General features: G+C 69.8%; 14 protein-coding genes and 2 pseudogenes. 9 read left to right on the top strand and 7 right to left on the bottom strand.

The window, feature by feature from the left end; genetic code table 11:
- Nucleotides 1–126 precede the first annotated feature (126 nt).
- On the top strand, nucleotides 127–1,338 hold the full coding sequence (locus tag IG62_RS0101960) for a right-handed parallel beta-helix repeat-containing protein (protein ID WP_030796723.1): 1,212 nt from the start codon (nucleotides 127–129) through the stop codon (nucleotides 1,336–1,338).
- 7 nt (nucleotides 1,339–1,345) lie between these two features.
- Here IG62_RS0101960 and IG62_RS0101965 read toward each other — a convergent pair whose 3' ends face one another.
- The 5 genes from IG62_RS0101965 to IG62_RS0101985 all read right to left on the bottom strand — a co-directional run bounded on the left by IG62_RS0101965 (nucleotide 1,346) and on the right by IG62_RS0101985 (nucleotide 11,698).
- Complete coding sequence (locus IG62_RS0101965; RefSeq protein ID WP_030796725.1) at nucleotides 1,346–2,026, bottom strand: hypothetical protein; 681 nt, start codon at nucleotides 2,024–2,026, stop codon at nucleotides 1,346–1,348.
- Nucleotides 2,027–2,330: 304 nt separating this feature from the next.
- Complete coding sequence (locus IG62_RS0101970) at nucleotides 2,331–4,778, bottom strand: SdrD B-like domain-containing protein (RefSeq protein WP_199812390.1); 2,448 nt, start codon at nucleotides 4,776–4,778, stop codon at nucleotides 2,331–2,333.
- Between the two features lie 573 nt (nucleotides 4,779–5,351).
- Nucleotides 5,352–6,491, bottom strand: coding sequence for an extracellular solute-binding protein (locus IG62_RS0101975; RefSeq protein WP_030796731.1), 1,140 nt, complete (start codon nucleotides 6,489–6,491; stop codon nucleotides 5,352–5,354).
- A 429-nt stretch (nucleotides 6,492–6,920) separates the two neighbouring features.
- Nucleotides 6,921–9,761 carry a SpoIIE family protein phosphatase/ATP-binding protein gene (locus IG62_RS0101980; RefSeq protein WP_078871745.1) on the bottom strand — a complete coding sequence of 947 codons (2,841 nt, stop codon included), beginning with the start codon at nucleotides 9,759–9,761 and terminating at the stop codon, nucleotides 6,921–6,923.
- A gap of 668 nt (nucleotides 9,762–10,429) precedes the next feature.
- Nucleotides 10,430–11,698, bottom strand: coding sequence for a PucR family transcriptional regulator (locus IG62_RS0101985; RefSeq protein ID WP_107052882.1), 1,269 nt, complete (start codon nucleotides 11,696–11,698; stop codon nucleotides 10,430–10,432).
- Between the two features lie 142 nt (nucleotides 11,699–11,840).
- Here IG62_RS0101985 and lysA point away from each other — a divergent pair, with 142 nt between their 5' ends.
- The 4 genes from lysA (at nucleotide 11,841) to IG62_RS48230 (ending at nucleotide 14,707) form a co-directional block, all read left to right on the top strand.
- Nucleotides 11,841–13,163 (top strand): diaminopimelate decarboxylase, encoded by a 1,323-nt coding sequence (lysA, locus tag IG62_RS0101990; RefSeq protein WP_234326163.1) that lies wholly within the window; start codon nucleotides 11,841–11,843, stop codon nucleotides 13,161–13,163.
- Between the two features lie 207 nt (nucleotides 13,164–13,370).
- On the top strand, nucleotides 13,371–14,249 hold the full coding sequence (locus IG62_RS48225) for an amino acid permease (RefSeq protein ID WP_234326192.1): 879 nt from the start codon (nucleotides 13,371–13,373) through the stop codon (nucleotides 14,247–14,249).
- Between the two features lie 92 nt (nucleotides 14,250–14,341).
- On the top strand, nucleotides 14,342–14,476 hold the full coding sequence (locus tag IG62_RS49430; RefSeq protein WP_267887846.1) for a hypothetical protein: 135 nt from the start codon (nucleotides 14,342–14,344) through the stop codon (nucleotides 14,474–14,476).
- A gap of 3 nt (nucleotides 14,477–14,479) precedes the next feature.
- Entirely contained in the window at nucleotides 14,480–14,707 is a 228-nt protein-coding gene (locus IG62_RS48230; RefSeq protein WP_063755316.1) for an amino acid permease C-terminal domain-containing protein, read from the top strand.
- A 203-nt stretch (nucleotides 14,708–14,910) separates the two neighbouring features.
- Here the strand turns inward: IG62_RS48230 and IG62_RS41225 are convergent.
- Nucleotides 14,911–15,665 (bottom strand): annotated as a pseudogene (locus tag IG62_RS41225) (transposase); the annotation flags it as partial.
- 70 nt (nucleotides 15,666–15,735) lie between these two features.
- Here IG62_RS41225 and IG62_RS0102005 point away from each other — a divergent pair.
- The 4 genes and pseudogenes from IG62_RS0102005 to IG62_RS50010 all read left to right on the top strand — a co-directional run.
- The gene (locus IG62_RS0102005; RefSeq protein WP_030796744.1) at nucleotides 15,736–16,125 is read left to right on the top strand and encodes a hypothetical protein; all 390 of its coding nucleotides are present in this window, start codon (nucleotides 15,736–15,738) and stop codon (nucleotides 16,123–16,125) included.
- Between the two features lie 379 nt (nucleotides 16,126–16,504).
- Nucleotides 16,505–17,059: a hypothetical protein gene (locus IG62_RS0102010; RefSeq protein ID WP_030796746.1), complete on the top strand. Its 555-nt coding sequence runs from the start codon at nucleotides 16,505–16,507 to the stop codon at nucleotides 17,057–17,059.
- A 54-nt stretch (nucleotides 17,060–17,113) separates the two neighbouring features.
- The gene (locus IG62_RS50005) at nucleotides 17,114–17,614 is read left to right on the top strand and encodes a transposase (protein ID WP_420711039.1); all 501 of its coding nucleotides are present in this window, start codon (nucleotides 17,114–17,116) and stop codon (nucleotides 17,612–17,614) included.
- Nucleotides 17,589–18,164, top strand: a pseudogene (locus IG62_RS50010) (transposase); the annotation flags it as partial. The gene IG62_RS50005 and the pseudogene IG62_RS50010, both read left to right, overlap by 26 nt.
- 142 nt (nucleotides 18,165–18,306) lie before the next feature.
- Here IG62_RS50010 and IG62_RS0102025 read toward each other — a convergent pair.
- On the bottom strand, nucleotides 18,307–18,909 hold the full coding sequence (locus IG62_RS0102025; protein WP_030796748.1) for a TetR/AcrR family transcriptional regulator: 603 nt from the start codon (nucleotides 18,907–18,909) through the stop codon (nucleotides 18,307–18,309).
- Nucleotides 18,910–18,978: the final 69 nt, after the last annotated feature.

The raw sequence follows: 18,978 nt of genomic DNA on the forward strand, positions 1-18,978 counted from the left end.
CCTCGATTAGCTCTTCGCGTGGTGGCGGCGGTAGTGGGCACGCTGACCCTTGTGGCCGGCTGCGGCAGCGGCGATGGCGGATCGGGCAAAGGCCGGCGGCCGGCCGGTGCGCAGGTGACGATCCGAGTGCCTGCCGATGCCCCGACGATCTCGGATGCGGTGTCGTTGGCTCGGTCCGGTGACCTGGTGCTGGTCGCGCCGGGCGTGTACCACGAGTCGGTGAAGATCGACACCGCGCGCATCACTCTTCGCGGTGCGTCCCGGGACAAGGTCGTCATCGACGGGCGGTTGCAGCAGCCGAACGGTGTCGTCGTCGCGGCCCCCGGGGTGGCCGTGCAGAACCTGACCGTAAAGAACAACACGCAGAACGGCGTGCTGGTCACCGGTTCGGCGAAGGCGGCCGCCGGGCTGCCGGGGCAAAGCGGCGGCTACGACACCGGCCATGAACCCGTCACCTTCCTGAAGTCGTTCCTGGTCTCCTACGTGACCGCGACCCGCAACGGTCTGTACGGCATCTACGCGTTCTCCGCGCAGAACGGCGTCATCGAGCACTCGTACGCGTCAGGCGGGGCCGACTCGGGGATCTACGTCGGACAGTGCAAGCCATGCCGCATCGTGGTGCGCGACAACATCGCCGAACTCAACGCGGTCGGTTATGAAGGCACCAACGCCAGCGAGGACATGTACGTGATCGGCAACCGCCTGGTCGGCAACCGGGTCGGCCTGACCACCAACTCCGACCACCAGGAGAAGCTGCTCCCGCAGCAGGGCGCCGTCATCGCGGGCAACCTGATCGCTGCCAACCAGCAGAAGGCCACCCCGGCGCAAGCCGACGGCGGGTGGGGCACAGGCATCGGCATCGACGGCGGCAGCGACAACCAGTTCGTCCGCAACCGCATCGCCGACAACCGCAACGCCGGCCTGGTCATCACCGCAACCGCCGACCTGCCTCCGGTCGGCAACCAGATCGTGGACAACACGTTCACCGGCAACGGCGTCGACGTCGGCTGGACCTTCCCCACCGCTACGCGAGGGCGGGGCAACTGCCTGCGCGGCAACGACCTGCGCACCACGGTGCCCGCCCGCCTCGCGACGATCGCGTCCTGCCCGCTTCCCGCCCACTCGCCCTCGCCGGCCGGCAGGTGGGCGATGCCGACGGCGCCCGGTGGCATCCCGTTCACCGAGGTCGCAGCGCCTGCTCCACAGCCGCAGTTCCCCCACGCCACCACTACGGGCGCCACCGCTGTACCGGCCGTTCCGGCCCTGCCGGACACGGCAGGCATCCCACTGCCGTCGGCGTCCCTACTCGCCGCGGACGCCCGGGTGCGGACGTCCTGAACAGCGGCTACCGCGTCGGGGGGACGCCGGGTACCGGCTTGACCGGCACGTACTTCTGGGTGTCGAAATCGATGACTACCGGCTGTGACTGGGAACCCACGCTGACGCGGACCCGGTACATGGTGCCGTCCGAGCCGACCCAGTAACGCACGTTGCCCGCCGTACCGGAGCGGTCGCGGGAGGACGGCCCGGTCATGACCTCCACCCGATGCCCGTCCACCCGGTCTCGTCCCCACCAGGCGGCACCGTTCTGCGGCAGCAGTTCGGCGTTGTCCGGCCGGTCGCTGCCGAGACCGAGCGCGATGGCCAGCGAACTGTCCAGCGCGCTGCCGGACAACTGCAACGGACGTGCGTACCAGGCCGAGCGGGGCGGCGAAGCGGGTGCGTGCGCCGGGGCGTTCCCCATGGGGTGAACGAACACCGACGTGGCTGTCCACTCGATCAGCCCGTCGCTGGAGGTGTCGCGCCCGGTGCCGTGCACCACGCCGTAACCGAGCTTGCGTTGGTAGTCGACGGACCCGGTGACGGTCAGCCCACCGGCGGTGCCCGGCACAGTGATTGTCACCGCGCGGCCGTGTGCCTGAAAGTTACGGAACCGCGTGATCGCCAGCCGGTTCGCCTCCTCCGACGTCAGGGCGCGCGGACCGCTGGAGCCGGAGCCGTGGCCGGCGAGGAGGACTGCGGTCACCGCGACGGCCGCTGTGCCGATGACCGCTGCCGCCCAGCGCGGCCGCAGCCATCGGCGCCGGTCAGTCGCTCGGCCCGGTAGAGCTTGCCGGCTTCTCCCGCGCCGCACGCGGCTCGACACTGACACTCTTCTGGTTCACCCTCTCGATCACCACCCTGCTCGGCCGCCGTGTGCGGTCGCGACGGCACTCGGCAGTCCAGTGACAGACGACGCCAAGGCCGGCCCCTGCGGACCGGCCGAGACGTGATCTGCCCGACCACGTCATCCGGACCGCGGGCAGGCAGACCACTGTTGTTCGGTGCGTTCAGTGTTTCTGGGCGCGACGCTTCCGGGTCATGACCGTGATGACCACGCCCGCACCCACCAGCAGACCGACCAGGGCGATCATCCCTGGCAGGCCGGACAAACCGGTGTGCGCCAGCGAACCCGTGCTCCCCCCGGAGGGGCCCGGGTTGTGGGCGGACGGCGCGGGTGACGGAGGCGTCGAGGCCGGTGGCGAGGGCGGTGTTGCGCTCGGAGTCGGAGTCGGGGTCGGTGTCGGTGTCGGTGTTGCCTTCGGGATGTAGACCCCGGCGTCGATGGTGTGATCGACCCCGCCCGGCTTGTCCGGCGCCGTGACGGGGGCGAAGCCGTTGCACAACTGCCCGGTGGTCGGCGGGGTCACATTGGAGTCATGCGCACGGTTGGCACCGGCGCGGGGGAGCGTGAACCGCAGCTCGCTTGCCGGGGGTTGGCCGGGCACCTTGCTGGTGTCCGCGGTACACACGTCGAACTGCACCGTGTATGTGGCACCGGGTGTGAGCTCGTACGCGGCGCCGACGCCCCCGAAGTAGTACTCGCCGGCGGCATCGGTCCTGGTCGTGGCGACCTGCTTGCCGCCCGCGTCCAGCAGGTTGATCGTGGCTCCCGGCAGTAGCACTTCCGCCGGGTCCTGGATGCCGTTGTGGTCGCCGTCGAACCACACGAGGTTACCGATCTGGATCGGCGCGTTCGCCGCCGCGTACGCAATGTCACCGAGCCCGCCGGCCTTGCCGAACCCGCCTTGTTCCCGGCTGACGAACTGGAACCCGTTGGCGGTCGGGTTGTTGCCCGGGCCCTGACCGGTAGTGATGTCGTGGTACCCGGTGCCTGAGGTCGCGACGTTGACGACCGGGTCGAACTCCGTGCTGACGACCCACTGCTGCTGTGGGATATAGGCCACCGACCCCAGCGCGGTCTCCTGGTGCGCGTTGGCGTAGGAGTCGCCCGGGAAGTATTCGACGACATCGGCGGCCTGGCCGCCACTGTTGGCGGGGGTGGCGTGGTTGGGGCAGCTCCCCGTGCCTTCCCACTGGTATTCACCGGTGGGAGTGGCGCAAACCATGGTGATGTCACCACCGGACATGCCGTTTTCCGCCGTGTCGTTCCCCGGGCGGGGGTCCAGCCCTCCCCAACTGAGCACGTCCATGAACCGGTCGCGGAAACCCAGGATCATCGAGCCGTCGCGGGCGAAGGCGAGGGAGGCCAACTCCGGCTGCGGATCGATGAAGACGCCGCCCGCCTTCCGGTCGTCCCACGTGGCCAGGGTGGTGTTCCACGGGTTCCAGTGGGTGGCCTTGTCGCCGGAACCGAAGACGCTGCCACGCTTGTCGGTGAGTGAGTGGGTCAGCACCGTGGTGAACCGCTTGCCGTCGTAGGTGTAGACGACGGCTTTCAAATCCGCGCGCTGCTGCGTGCTCTCCGCGGTGCACACGCCGCCGACGTACAGCGTGTTGTTGTGGGTGGCGAGCCCGAACGGCCGCCAGTCGCCGGGGCTCGCGCACCCCGGGTCCGGGATCCGCACCGTCGCCTGGGGCACCGAGGCGGTGGCCCCTGTCGCGTGGAAGCTCACCAGGCTGCGGGTCAGCAGGTTCACCGCGTACAGCGTGGAGCCGTCCTCGGACAGGGCCAGGCCACCGATGCTCTCCTTGCCCGGGGCGTCGGTGAACCCAGGATCCTTCATCAGGTTGGCGGTGTCGTGCGGCGTCACGGCGGCGCCCGGCACCCGCGCGAACAGCTCCGGCGCTCCCGAGCCGCTGACCGGCACCGTGTAGATCGCGCCACCGCCCTTCGGCCCGTACGGGGCGTACCGGCGGGCGAACGCGCTCTGGAACAGCCGGCTGCGGTACGTGTCGTACGCCAACCCGAACGTCGTGCCCACCTGGGCCTGCGTGGCCAGCGTGGCCGGGCACGACACATCGGTAGGACACGTGCCCCGGCTCTTCGTCCCGAACGCCACCAATGCCCGGGTGTCGGTTCCGTTGGCGCCGTTGTGGACCGGCACGAAGTACAGGGAGTCCGGCAGGGCGTAGTCGGCCGGATCCCACACCCCCGTCACCACCGAGGCGTTCTTTCCGTCCGACACATCCACGAACGACGTGAAGCTGTCGAAGTGGTTGTCCGCCGTCGATGCAGGCGCCGCCCGCAGATAGCCGCTGTACGGCGCCGGGACGCTGACGTCGACGCGGTACCGGCCGCCGCTCAGCACGGTCGACCGCGACACCACGACCTTTCCCGTGGCATCCGTGACGCCGGTGACAGCGTGCCCCGCAGCGTCGGAGATCTCCACCTTCATGCCCCGCTGCGGCACGTCCATCGTCGCGTTGATCACGCCGGTGCCGAAGAAGTCGCGCAGTACCTCAACCGTCAGCGTGCCGTCGGCGGTCGAAGCGCCGGCCGGTCCAGCCGTCGCTCCCACGGCGCCGCCGGCCACTAACAGAACGGATAACCCCATGCGCACCAGCGGTCCCGCATGCCTGCGGGCCGACCGGCGCGAGTCTCTGCCGACTCGGTTCACGGCATCACACTCCACACTTCTCTTGTCTCGAAAACGAAGCGCCCGCTTCTCGCTGCACGTCCACTTCGTGGCCCCAGGAGCGGAAGCCCGTCGCGAAAGCCGCGGAAAAGGAAAAGGACCCACTGCTGTTTCGTGGGCCGCCTGGTAGCGATCTTTTGGCGATATTACTGACGAGTCGTAAGTGCCGCGGGCCAAGAAAAGCGAACGCACGTTCAGGGCCCCGGGCGGCATCGCCCCGCATTGAGTGCTTCTGCAGCTCAATCACGGTGCCCTCGCCCCCCACCGCCAACCTCACCGACCGCCATCGCGAGCAGCGCGCGATATTCTAGGCGCGGGAGTCTCGCCGCCACCAGCGGAATCCTGATATCCATCAGGATCCGTCGATAACTCCCGAGTGCCCGGAGAATGGCGACCGGAAGAATATGCGGCAGCGACGTGGTGGCTGAATCATGCGGCGACACAGACAGCTTCGTGTTCGTCAGCGTCCGCACCGGGCCCGGCGAGGACGGATCAGCCGCCGACGGCCTGGGGCCAGTTGTGACGGACGGTGCGCAATGCCTTGTTCAATTGGGCCTCGGTCGGGAACTGCGGTGTGCCCTCGACCGTCGGCAGCCGTGAGGCCAGGGCCTTGTCGAGGGTGCCCGTCTTGGCCATGAAGTCCATCAGCACCGGGCGGGCGTAGTCCACGAGTCGGAGGTTCTGACCCTTCGGGCTGAAGAGGTACTCCTCCCACAGGCGCGCCGCGGCCGGGTGGGGGGCGTGCTTGTTGATCGCCTGTGCGTAGTACTGCGAGAAGCTGCCGTCGAACGGGATGGAGACCTTCCAGTCGACGCCCGTCCCGCGGAGCTGGTCGACGTGCTGCAGGTTGAGGTAGTCCCACTCGATGCTGATCGGCGTCTTGCCCTGGGCGATGGCGGTCGGGTTGGGGTCGGCCCGGTTGTAGTTGCCGATCTTGTCGAGCCGGGCGAAAAAGTCGATGCCCGGCTGGATGTTGGAGAATGACCCTCTGTTGGCGAGTGCCGCCGCGTACACGGCGGCGAAGGCCGAACCGGCGATCGTGGGATCGCCGTGGATCGCGACCAGGCCCTTGTACTCCGGCCGGAGCAGATCCGCGAAGGAGTCGGGGCAGGTCCGGACGCGGGCGGCGTCGCAGCCGATGGAGATGTACCCACCGTAGTTGTTGTACCAGCGGGCCTTGGGATCCTTCTGTTCCGGTGGAATCTGGTCGAACTGCGCGACCCGGTAAGGGGCCAGCAGGTTCTGCCGCGCCGCCAACTGGGCGAAGGAGTCCCCGAGGTCGAGCACGTCGGGGGCGCGCTCCTGTCCGCGGTAGCGCTTCACAGCGTCGATCTCCTGCTGGCTGTGGCCGTACGGATTGTCGACGACGACCTTGATGCCGTACTTCTTCTCGAAGCCGTCGATGAGTCCTTCGTAGTTGGCCCATGGCCGCGGCAGTGCGATCGCGTTGAGCCTGCCCTCCCGCTTCGCCGCCTTGACCAGCGCCGCCGTCCCGCCCGCCTCCGCGGCCGACTGGGCCCGGGCCGGCTCGACCGGCCGGGTGGCTTGCTCTCCCTGGCAGGCACTCAGCCCCAGTGCCGCAAGTCCCAGACAGCAGACGAGAGCGCCTGCGCGGACCCGATGGTGTGTCACCACGACGCCTCCAGCGATGCGGGGTGGGGGGCGGTCCGCCGGTGGCCGGCGGAGCAGACAGGGCCGGCAACGAGCCATGCGGTCGCAGCACGGCCAGTACGGCGGCCCGACCGCCAAGGACGGCGCACACCCGGAGGTGAGGCGGTACACACAGGGGCCTGGCAGGCTCGCCGAGCGGGTGTCCTCGGCACTCCCGCGAGGCCGCCGACGCCTTGGCGTGCAGGCCATCCCGGCGCCACACCAGGCGGCATGCCACTGTCCGACATTTCTCTCTTCAGCAAGGGTCCGAGCCAGAGTACTCCGCCCCCTTGCGGACGCCGGTCAGGACGGTGATCGGGCCAGGTCACCGCGGCGAGCAGGCGCCACGCGGGGAGCCGGACACGCACGAGCACCACCCTCGTTTCCGGGCGCGGCCGCCAGGCCATGGCCTCATCCCTCCGCGCTGTCCTCTCGATGGCCGGGGAGGTGCTCCTCCGGCTCGTCGTCCGAAGGTGGGGCGTCGGGGCCGACCGTCTGAGCGGCCCAGATCGTCTTACCCCTGGGGGAGTAGCGGGTGCCCCACTGTTCGGCGAACTGCGCGACGAGGAAGAGGCCACGGCCTTCTTCGTCGGTGTCCTTCGCCTGGCGGACGTGCGGGGAGGTACTGCTGCCGTCGGAGACTTCACAGATCAGGGTCCGGGTGTGCAGGAGCCGCACGTGGATGGGCTCGGAGCCGTAGCGAACGGCGTTCGTGATCAGTTCGCTGAGGATGAGCTCGGTGCTGTAGGCGAGGTCCTCCAGACCCCAGTCCGTCAACTGCCGGACGCAGGCATTGCGGACCGGGCCCACGGCCGCCGGGTCGCGGGCCACGTCCCACTCGGCGACCCGTGCCGGGTCCAGCCGCCGGGTCCGGGCCACCAGCAACGCGACGTCGTCGGCGGACCTGGTCGGCAGCAGCGCTTGCATGACGGTGGCGCAGGTCTCCCCCGGCGTCCGGTCCGGTCCGGCGAGGGCCGCACGCAGCCCTTCCAGCCCCTCGTCGAGGTCCCGGCTGCGGTCCTCGACCAGCCCGTCGGTGTAGAGCACCAGCCGGGACCCCTCCGGCAGTGACAGCTCAGCGGGCTCGAAGGGCAGGCCGCCGCTCAGGCCCAGCGGCGGCGAGACCGGGGGGTGCAGGAACTCCACCCTGCCGTCGGGGTAGGCCACGGCCGGCGGCAGATGGCCGGCCGTGGCCGCGGTGACCCGTCCGGAGACGAAGTCGTAAACGACGTACAGGCAGGTGGCGCCGGTGATGGCCGGCCCGGCCTCGGTGTCCTCGTCCTGGACGTCGATGCGGGTCACCAGCTCGTCCAGGTGGCCCAGCAGCTCGTCGGGGGAGAGGTCCAGGGCCGAGAAGTTGTGCACGGCGATGCGCAGCCGGCCCATGGTGGCGGCGGCGTGCAGTCCGTGTCCGACGACGTCCCCGATGACCAGCGCGACCCGGGCGCCGGGCAGCGGGATGACGTCGAACCAGTCGCCGCCCACTCCCGCCTGCGCGGGGAGGTAGCGGTGCGCCACCTCCAGGGCGTCCTGCTCGGGCAGCCCGCGGGGCATCAGGCTGCGCTGCAGCGTCATCGCCATGGTGCGTTCACGGGTGTAGCGCCGGGCATTGTCGATCCCCACGGCGGCCCGACCTGCCAGTTCCTCGGCGAAGGACAGGTCCTCGTCGTCGAACGGAGGGGAGCTGCCCGACCGCCAGAAGTCCACCACTCCCAGCACTACGCCCCGGGCGAGCAGCGGTACGACCATCAAGGAGTGCACCCCGTGGTCCAGGATGCGTCGGGCGCGTTCCGGGTCCTGGGACCGCCATTCGGAAGAGCCGGCCAGGTCCGGCACCGCCATGGAGCGGCCCTGGTCCACACCCGTCGCCACCGGGGTGCCCGGGACGAACCCCATCAGCTCGCCGACGGGGTGGAGCGGATGGTCCGCCGCCAGGCCCGCGAGGGCCGCCCGGTGCAGCTTGGCACCCGCCGCGGCGGGCTCCTCGCCCTGCAGGACCGGCTCCCGCAGCTTGACGGCGACGATGTCGGCGAACCGGGGGACCGCGACCTGCGCCAGCGCCGCGGCAGTGCGTTCGACATTCAGCGTGGAGCCGATGCGTACCCCCGCGTCGTACAGCAGCCGCAACCGCTCCCGCGCCCTCTCGGCACGCCCTGTCAGCCACCTCAGTTCCGTGGTGTCGCGCAGGGTCACCACGCTCCCGTGATGGGCTCCGTAAGGGGCCGTGGACCGCTTGTTGAGGGCCAGTAGCCGGTCCTGGGCCAGGTGCACCTCGTCGGTGGCGGTCCGGTCCGACGACAGGAGGTCGACGGTGCGACTGTCCAGGCCCAGCTCGCCGACGTGGCGTCCCTCCGCGTCCGCCGGCAGGTCCAGCAGCCGCCGTGCCTCGTCGTTGGCCAGCAGCAGCCGCCCCCCGCGGCCGACGATGAGGACGCCCTCCCGGACCGCGTGGAGGACCGCATCGTGATGCTCGTACATCCGGGTCATCTCGGTCGGTCCCAGACCGTGGGTCTGCCGGCGCAGCCGGCGGCTCACCAGTCCCGCGCCGCCTCCGGCGAGTGCCAGTGCCCCGACTGCGGTGCCCAGGAAGAGGGGCAGCTGCCGGTTGACCGACTTCTGTACGTTCTCCACCGTGACCGGCGCTGCGACGATGGCGATGACCCTGCCCGAGGAGTCCGTGACGGGCGCCGCGGAGACCACGGAGAGGCCCAGGGCGCCCTGGAAGGTCCTGGTGAAGGTCTTGCCCCGGGCGGCCTCGGCATAGGGGCCGATGACGTGTTTGCCGATCTCCCGCGGGTCGCTGTGGGTGAGGGCGATCCCGTCGAGTTTGTACACGATGAGGGCGTCGACGCCGGATGCCTTGCGGGCCGCCTCGGCGCGGGGCTGGAGCTTGGCGGTCGGATCGTTGCTGTTCAGCGCCTCCTGGAGCCCATAGGAGTGCGCGAAGGACTCGGCGGCGGCGAGCGTCCGGTGCCGGGCGTCGGTCATGATGTCCCGCCGCGTCTGGACGACGACGGCCACCACTGCCGCCGCGATGAGCAGCACCACGAGCCCCAGCTGGAGCAGGAAGACCTCCCGGGCGACGCTGCGCGTCGTCAACCAGGCCCGCAGGCCCCGCGAGCCCCCGGCTCCCGCAGGGTGTTCACCCGGCCGTTCGCCTGGATCGCTCTCGGTAAGGGGGACGCCCCGGGAAGCGGAACGTCTGGGCGCGCGGCTCAACCAGCGCCGAAAGCGCCCTGAATGTCCGGTCATGGTCCATATTTACCCTGCGGCGCTCGGCAGCTGGCAAGGCGTGCCGCTGCGGTGCGTGCGACGACCGGCCATCGGCGGACGTGATTGCCGCAGCCCCTGGTGGCTCGGGCCGCGGGAGCCGTAGCAGATCATCCACCTGCCTGGCGGGGCCGGGCGGGCACGGAGGCCCAGCACCCGTGCGCGCGGCTCGCCCAGGGTCGTGTCGACGGCCCGGACCTCCGCGACGCGACCGGTCGGCGTACCGGAGCACCTCGCACGGATCACCCGGTCGGTGCCCGCCGCCTGGCGCGGCTCGCAGGAAGGCCCTGTCAGCTCACCGCTGACCGCTCTCCGTCTCCCTGGCCCGACGACCATCGTCCGCAGCGCGAGGCCCACGATCGTGCGCCAACCGATCCTGACCGCAACCTCAGGGGCGTGTGCCTTTCGGCTGACGTCCAGGCCGCTTCTGATGCCTCTTGGACGATGCCGCAGAGCCTGATGACGATCGCGGCAACGGCCAGGGTGCCGTTGAAGACGCAGTCACGTTTGTCGTACCTGCGGGCCACTGCGCGGTACTGCTGCCACTTGCTGACGCATCGCTCGACGGCACTGCGGTGGCGGTACTCGGCCTTGTCGCGGGCCGCCGGGCCGGACGTCCGCCGGCCGAGGGTGGTGGCCCCCGCTCCAGGTCAGGGACGAGTGGCCGGCAGCCGCAGCTGCAGCCAGCAGGAGAGGCGGACGTCCGGGGCGCCGAGGTCGATGCCGAACAGATCGTTGGCTCGGCGGAGACGGTATTTGAGGGTGTTGGGGTGGACGGTGAGCCGCTGGGCGGCCTCGGCGACATTGCCCGCCGCGTCCAGCCAGGCGACAACCGACGCCGCGTAATCGGTGTCTCGGGCGCGGTCGTGGTCGCGCATGGCCTCGATGCCGGGGTGCCGCAGATGAGGGCGGCGGGCCAGTTCGTCGGCGCAGTGGAGCAGCAGCACCTGGGCGTGTACGTCGGTGAGGGCGGCCACGGCCGGCGTGTCCGGGCCGGCCGTGGTCACGCGGAGGATGTCGTCCACCTCGGCGCGTCTCTGGGGCAGTTCCGCCAGGTCGTCGGCGGAACGGCCGACGGCGGCCCGCAGGGGCGTGTCCAGGGTCCGGCCGAGGGCGGCTACGGCCTGTTCGGCGAGGCGGCGGGCTTCGTCCGGTCCGGCCTGCGGTAGCAGAACGTAGACGGTGCGGCCGACGGTGGCCACCGCTGCGCCGTGGTGTACGGCCGCCCAGTGCCGCGCGGCCGCGTCGGCCAGCCGGACGACGGCGGGGCCCGTGCGGTCGGGCCCGTACGCGGCCGGGGTGAAACCCAGGAGCGCCGGCCGTGGCCGCTCGGGCAGGGCCAGCTGGAAGCGGATCTCCTGTGCGGGCCCGTCACCGCGCAGTGCGGCCCGCAGGGCGTCCCCGCGGGCCCGCAGTTCGAGCTCTGCCGAGCTGCGACGGCGCAGCATGTGCAGCGCCGCGAGCCGTGCGCCGTCCAGCAGCGCCCGTGCGCCCGCCGCATCGAGCCGGGATTCTCCCTCGATCGCCCAGATGGTGCCCAGCGGCAGATCCCCGGCCCGGACAGCGGCAGCTGCGCGCGGCAGCTCGTCGGATGCGAGGACCGGCAGCCGTACGACGTCCCGCGCGCCGAGCACCTCGCGGTACTGGCGCAGCTGCTCAGGATCCTCGGGGACCCGCCGTTCCAGGATGCCGCGGCGGCGGAGCTCGTCGATCCGCTGGCCGGGAATCGACGAATAGGCCAGCACCCGGTGGTCAAGGTCTTCTATCGCCACCGAACCGCCGATGACCGCCGCGACCGCGTTGGCCAGGGCGAACAGCTCCTCGCTGGTGCCGCCGAGACCGGCCGGGGCCGACGGCGCTCCGGCCGGGCCCGGCGGAGGTCCCGCGCCCGGCGGGTTTGGCGATTCCGTCATTTCCATGCGCGGACCCTAGGCGATTTCGCCAACGACGGACAGTGACGCGGGCCTCAGCATGGTGCGCAGCCCCTCGCGAACGCCCCGTTCCCGTAGCCCCGATCCCGTCCGCCTGTCCTTCGACGTCGACCCGCCCAGGAGAAGCCCCATGGTCGCCGCGACCACCACCACCGCCACCGCTGCGATGCCCGTCCGTCCCTCGTCCCTCGACCCGCTCCAGCTCTTCCCGCCCGGCACCACCACCGCGCCCGACGGGGCGCTGCGTATCGGCGGGTGCCATGTGGCCGAGCTTGCCGAGCGCTACGGGACCCCCGCCCTGCTTGTCGACGAGGGTGCGTTGCGGGCCCGGGCCCGCCACTATGCCGATGGCCTGGCCGCCCGCCGGCCGCATTCGGCGGTGGCCTTCGCCTCCAAGGCGTTCCCCTGCACCGCCGTCTACCGGCTGCTCGCCGAAGAGGGCCTCGGCATCGACGTCGCCAGCGGCGGCGAACTGGCCCTCGCCCTGGCCGCGGGAACCGACCCCGCCAAACTGATCGTGCACGGCAACGCCAAGACCGACGACTATCTCCGGGCCGCCGTCGAGGCCCGCGCCGGCCTCGTCGTCATCGACAACTTCGACGACATCGACCGGCTGGAGGACATACTCGCCGGCACACCGGACCAACGGCAGCCCGTCCTCGTACGGGTCACCCCCGATGTCTGCCCTGACACCCACGAGGCGGTCTCCACCGGCCAGCGCGGATCGAAGTTCGGCCTGCTGTTGCCGCAGGCGCGTGAGGCCATCGCCCGGCTGCGCGCCAGTGCCCGGCTGCGCCTGGACGGACTGCATGTGCACATCGGCTCGCAGATCCTCGACACCGAGCCTTTCGCCCGGGCCGTGGCGGCGCTCGCCGAACTCGGCGAGTTCCCTGTGTACGACCTCGGCGGCGGCCTCGGCGCCCGCTACACCTACAACGACCGGCCGCCGAGCGTCGACGAGTACCTGGACACGCTGCTGTCCGCGGCCGACGATCTGCTGCCGTCCAGCGCCCGTGTCCTCATCGAGCCGGGCCGTTCCATGGTCGCGGAGGCCGGGGTCTCGCTCTACCGCGTGGTGACGGTCAAACGCGCCGGCGGCGAGACCTTCGTCGCGGTGGACGGCGGAATGGGCGACAACCTCGAAGTGTCCCTGTACGGGCAGCGTTTCGAGGCGGCGATCGCCACCAGGCCGGCCGGCCCGGTCGGCGAGATGTGCCGGGTCGTCGGCCGGCACTGCGAATCCGGCGACGTGCTCAGCGCCGGCGTACCCCTGAACGATCCGCGCCCCGGCGACCTGATCGCCGTCCCCGTCACCGGTGCCTACACCTACTCCCTCTCCAACAACTACAACGCCGCCCGCCGTCCACCCGTCGTCTTCTGCCACGACGGCCGGTCCCGCCCCGTCGTACGCCGGGAGACCTACGCCGACCTCATGCGCCGCGACCTCCCCTGACCACGACGCATCCCACCATCGCTCCCGGAATGAGGCTGCCTTGAGACCCGTACCCAGCACGTCCCTCCGCCACCAGCTCCTGCGCCGCAAGCCGGTGGCGGCCTTCTCCGCGGAGGCCGACCCCCGGCCGACGGCAGCGGACTGCGCCGCACCGTCGGTACCTTCCAGCTCACCACGATCGGGATCGGTGCGACCATCGGCACCGGCATCTTCTTCGCCCTGAACGCGGCGGTTCCCGAGGCCGGCCCCGCCGTCACCGTCTCCTTCGCCATCGGCGCCGTCGCGGCCGCGCTCACCGCACTGTGCTGTGCCGAACTCGCCTCCGCCGTACCGGTCTCGGGGTCCTCGTATTCCTATGCCTATGCCACGCTCGGCGAGTTCGCGGCCTGTGCGGTCGGCTGGTGTCTGGTTCTGGAGTACGCGGTCTCCGGCGCGGCCATCGCGGTGAGCTGGGGCCAGTACCTCAACGACCTGACGCAGCGCCTCTTCGGCTTCCAGATGCCGGCGGCCATCTCCGCACCGCCCGGTGCCGGCGGTTACCTCAACCTCCCGGGCGTCGTACTGGTGTTGCTGTGCTGCGTTCTGCTGGTGCGTGGTGCCAAAGAGTCGGCGCTGGTCAATACCGTGATGGTGCTGCTCAAGCTTGCGGTGCTGGGGTTGTTCGTCGTGCTGGGCGCCACCGGCTTCGACAGCGCGAATCTGCATCCCTTCGCGCCCATGGGCATGGCCGGGATCGGCGCCGCCGCTTCCACCGTCTTCTTCTCCTTCATCGGCCTCGACGCGGTCTCCACGGCCGGCGAGGAGGTCAAGAACCCGCGCCGTACCCTGTCACTGGCGATCATCTGTGCCCTACTCGTGGTCACAGCGGTGTACATCCTGGTGGCCTTGATCGGGGTCGGCGCCCAGCCCTGGACCGCGTTCGCGGGCCAGGAAGCGGGCTTGTCGGCGATCCTGGCGAAGGCCACCGGGGCGGGTTGGCCGGGCGTGCTGCTCTCGGCCGGCGCGGTGCTCTCCATCGTCAGCGTCACGCTCGTGGTGCTCTACGGGCAGAGCCGCATCCTCTACTCCATGGGCCGCGACGGCTGATCCCCGCCGCCTTCCACCGCGTTGACCGCCGCACCGGCACCCCGGTCCTCGGCACGGTCATCGTCGGCGGGTTCGTCGCCCTGCTGGCCGGAGTGTTCCCGCTGGAGCTGCTGGCGGACCTGACCAGCCTGGGAACGCTGGTCGCCTTCACCGTCGTCTCGGCCGGCGTGATCATCCTGCGCCGCCGGGAGCCCGGCCTCGACCGCGGCTTCAAGATGCCCGGCTAGCCGGTGGTGCCCTTGCTGTCCATCGCCTTCTGCGGCTATCTCCTCTACGGCCTGCCGGCGCCCACGTACCTCATGTTCGCCTGCTGGCTCGCCGCGGCCCTTGCCGTATACGTCCTCTACAGCCGCCACCACTCGCGGCTGCAAGGCGAGCCGCTGGGCGGCGAGGGACAGCCGGTCCGGGCACAGGAGAAGCCTGCTGTTCGACTCGGGCCGACGGGTGCTCACTCGTGAAGACGTGATGGACGGCGTCCCGTAGGCGTGCGTCCTCTCCAGCGGCAGGCGGCCCTTGCTGGGAGCCTTCCAGTCCGCGTCCAGCTTGACCACGGCGGTGTTGTCAGCAGTGTGCTCGGCCAACAGCCGTAGGGCGAGGGTTGTGGAGCCGCATGAGCGGGGCGCCACAATGATGATCACGGGTTGGCGAGGGTGCCTGGTCGCTTGAAAGTCTCGTTGATCGATTCGATGACCTGTCGCAGCGGCTTGAACAGGGCTGCGCCAGGTCGTTCCCGTTCACCTTTACGGGCAGGCCGCAGCGACTGGACTCCATGCTCGGGCAGTTCGCGTTCGAAACCACGGCCGAAGTAGTTCTTGTCGCCGATGAGAGTCTGTCGGGGACGCTCTCGCAGAAGCTCGCATTTGGCTGCCAGGAGGTCAAGGAGGGTCTCGCGTTCGTCGGCCTTGGCCCCGGTCAGGGGTAAGGCGATGGGCAGGCCCTGAAGGGTGCAGACCAGACGCAGGCCCCAAAAGAAGCGGCTGCGGCTGGCGCAGTAGCCGTATTCGGCCCAACCTGCCAGCTCGGAGCGTTTGACGGTCTCGCGGGAGCGGCCGCATTCCACCGGGGTGGAGCCCACGACCCATACGTCGTCGCTCCACACCGAGGTGGTGGTGGCCAGGATCCGGTTGACGCTTCGCATCAGACCGGCGGCCTTGCGCAGCCGCTTGTTGTAGCCGGGCTGCTGGGGCAGGTAGGGGCAGAGGTGGCGCAGGTGGGCACGGGCATGGCGGAGCCATGTGGCCTCGGAGGTGTAGCCGAGTATGGCCTGCATCGTGGCGAGGGTGACCAGTTCGGCATCGCTCAGGCGGGGCGTAATGCCGACCGGCGGGCGCCACGGCGCCAGGTCGGGATGCTCCTTCAGCATGTCGTCGGTCGCGCATAGAGTGCTGTCGCGAGGGTGTCCACGTGGTTCGTCATAAAACGATCTTGGACACCTTCGTTCTCGTCTCCGCAGGCACCCCTTGGACCACACCACCAGGAGGAACCAGTGTCATACCCGCAACTGCTCACTCCCGAGGAGAAGCTCGCCGACGCGAAGAAGCTGTTGAGCCTCCCGCGTATCGTCGTGATCTGCGGCTCCACCCGTTTCATGACCGAGATGAACGAGGCCGATCTGCGGGAGACCAAAGCCGGAAAGATTGTCGTCAAACCGGGCTGTGACATGAAGTCGCCGCACGAACTTTGGTCCGATCCTGTCGAGGCCGAGGCGCTGAAGGTTCGACTCGACGATCTGCACGGGGCGAAGATCCGGCTCGCTGATGAGGTGCTCGTAGTCGGCGATTACATCGGAGACAGCACCCGAGCCGAAATCGCCTACGCCCGGTCGCTGGGCAAGCCCGTGCGGTTCACGCACCCCGAAGTCGACCCTGGCGCCTGACCGCCCGCTGCCACCTCGACAACCAGGGCCGGCAGCCCGCCGCCTGACCGTCTCGCGGTGGCTGCGGCCGCCGCCCACCCCACACCCTCCGCAGGCATCCCTTGGAATTGATCATCTAGGCAGTGCGGGCCTGGGGCCGGGCGGAAGAGTTCGGCGTCCGGTAGCAGCTGGTGGCGAGATGTGCGAGCGCCCGCCGTACTGTGATGGGAGCGCACGATCGTGAAATCCGGCCGAGATGTTCCGGGCAACCGTCCCAGCAGCAATTGCCGCGGATTGCACTTGTTGCAGCAGACGCTCCTAGTACTCCAGCTGAAGATCGCGATCTTGGCTGATCAATATTCGATCGCACCAGACAGAGGTGGGCTGCCAGGCTGCGGCCATGGATCACGCCGAAGTGCTACTCATCGGAGGACGGGCCGGGGTTGGCAAGACGAGTGTTGGGTGGGAGGTTTCGGTGTTGTTGCGGGGCGCTGCGGTTCCTCATGCGGTCATCGACGGTGACTTCATGGGGCAGGTGCACCCGGCTCCGGAGGGAGACCCTCACCGCGCGGAGATCACTGAGAGCAATCTGACTGCGGTGTGGGCGAACTACGCCCGGCGGGGTTACCGGCGTTTGATCTACACGAACACGCTGAGCGTGGTGCCCGAGGCGACCGGCATGTTCGAGCGGGCCATGGGCGGTCGGGTGCGGATCGTGAGGGTTCTGCTCACGGCCACCGATGCCACTACGCGTGCACGGCTGGAGCGCCGGGAACTTGGCTCGGAGCTGGAGACGGAGTGGGAGAGTAGTACGCGTAAGGCGCGGTTGCTGGATCAGCGGACTCCTGCGGATGCGGTGAGGGTGGCGACGGACGGGCGTGCCGTCGCGGACATCGCGCGCGAGGTGGTGGCCGCCACTGGCTGGTTCGGGCAGGGCTCCGCGGTCAGGCCGTGATCGTGCCGGTGGACCTGTCTGGAGGCGGCCGCGGCCACCGGTGATCATTGGTGTGTGAAGACAGAAGATCAGTCGGTGGCCGCGGGGCACAGCGTAGATCCCGGCCGCTGGCATGAGACGTTCGAGGTGCTGATGGGCCGTGTCGCGGGGCGGTTCGTGAGGGTGGAACCACGGCGCCGGGCGCGGGCGTTCGTGCTGGGACTGTTGTCTGAGCTGCCACGCAGGAACTACTGGACGCTCGCTGAGCATGCCGGGGATGCGACCCCCTACGGTCTGCAGCACCTGCTGTCGAGGGCCAAATGGGATGCCGATGCAGTACGTGACGACATCCGCAGCTTTGTCGTCGAGCATCTGCGCCACGAGGACGCGGTGCTGGTGGTGGATGAGACCGGCGACCTGAAGAAGGGCATGCACACGGTGGGTGTGCAGCGCCAGTACACCGGCACCGCACGGACGCATCGAGAACAGTCAGGTCGCCGTCTAGCTTGCCTTCTCCACCCCGCTCGGGCATGCGGCGATCGACCGAGAGCTGTATGTCCCGCGTTCCTGGACTGAGGACACGGCCCGCTGCCGTGCGGCCGGGATACCCGACACCGTCCGCTTCACCACGAAACCCGCCCTCGCCGCCCGCATGATCTGCCGTGCGCTGGACGCCGGCGTCCCCGCGTCATGGGTGGCCGGCGATGAAATCTACGGAGGCAACCCCACCTGCGAACCGAGCTGGAAAGGCGTGGGACCGGTTACGTACTCGCCGTCGGCCGAGACCACCAGATCAGCACCCGCGCGGGCAAGTTCAGGGCCGACGTCCTGGTCAAGAAGCTGCCGAAGCGGGCCTGGCAGAAGCTCTCCGCCGGCGTCGGAGCAAAGGGGCACCGCTTCTACGACTGGGCCCTGGCCGACATCGTCGACGGCCGGCCACCATCATCTGCTCGTGCGCCGCAACCGGCGCACCGGCGAACTCGCCTTTTACCGCTGCTACTCAGCGAGCCAGAGGCCATTGTCCACCCTGGTGCAGGTCGCTGGACACAGATGGACCGTCGAAGAGACCTTCCAGTCCGGCAAGGGCCTGGCCGGACTGGCCGAACACCAGGTCAGACGCTGGACGTCCTGGCACCGCTGGGTCACTCTCGCGATGCTCGCCCATGCCTTTCTCGCCGTCGTCCGCGCCGACGAAGACGCCCGCCGGCCCAGGCCGGACGGGCTGATACCGCTCACCTGCAACGAGGTCCAGCGCCTGTTCAAGGCACTCATCGTTCGGCTCGTCCAGATTGCTGGAGTCCCTGGAGGAGGAGGGCGATCAGGCGCCGGGGGTCGTACCGGGGGTCGTTGTTGCGTCCGATGCAGAGGTTGCCGATGCCGCGCATCAGCTCGTAGGGCTGCGTACCGGGCCTGATTTCGTCGGCCTCGGCCGCGGCGTCGAGCAGTTGGGCGCAGACGGGTAGCAGGCGGTCGAGGAAGTGGGCGTGCAGCGCGGCGAAGCGGTCGCTGTCCGACTGCAGGGCGTCGGCGAGTCCGTGCTTGGTGACCAGGAAGTCGACGAAAAGGTCGACCCATTGGCGCAGTGCGTCGAGCGGGGAGTCGGCACTCGTCAGCAGACGGGGGCCGGCCTCGGCGCATGCCTCGATCTGGTGGTGGTAGACCGCGGTGACCAGATCCGCCCGGCTCGGGAAGTGGCGGTAGATCGTGGCCATCCCGACGCCTGCCTGGGCCGCGATCTGGCGGATCGGGGCGTCGACGCCGGAGGTGACGAAGACCTCGGCGGCGGCGGTGAGTACCGTCTGTCGGTTGCGCTGGGCGTCGGACCGCTTGCTTCGGGACGGCGCCTCCCCTGCGGGGCCCTCAGTGGCCATCACGTTCTCCTTACACATCGCTTGACAAAACGGATCACTGCTCCAGATAGTAGTGGAGCGGTGTTCCGT

The organism is Streptomyces sp. NRRL S-337 (assembly GCF_000720175.1).
In the GTDB taxonomy this organism is placed as follows: domain Bacteria; phylum Actinomycetota; class Actinomycetes; order Streptomycetales; family Streptomycetaceae; genus Streptomyces; species Streptomyces siderophoricus.

Coding starts and splice junctions, on each gene's coding strand:
- IG62_RS0101970 (WP_199812390.1), bottom strand. CDS start 4,778: ATGGGGTTATCCGTTCTGTTAGTGGCCGGCGGCGCCGTGGGAGCGACG.
- IG62_RS0102010 (WP_030796746.1), top strand. CDS start 16,505: ATGGATCACGCCGAAGTGCTACTCATCGGAGGACGGGCCGGGGTTGGC.
- IG62_RS0101985 (WP_107052882.1), bottom strand. CDS start 11,698: ATGGAAATGACGGAATCGCCAAACCCGCCGGGCGCGGGACCTCCGCCG.
- IG62_RS0101980 (WP_078871745.1), bottom strand. CDS start 9,761: ATGACCGGACATTCAGGGCGCTTTCGGCGCTGGTTGAGCCGCGCGCCC.
- IG62_RS0102025 (WP_030796748.1), bottom strand. CDS start 18,909: ATGGCCACTGAGGGCCCCGCAGGGGAGGCGCCGTCCCGAAGCAAGCGG.
- lysA (WP_234326163.1), top strand. CDS start 11,841: ATGGTCGCCGCGACCACCACCACCGCCACCGCTGCGATGCCCGTCCGT.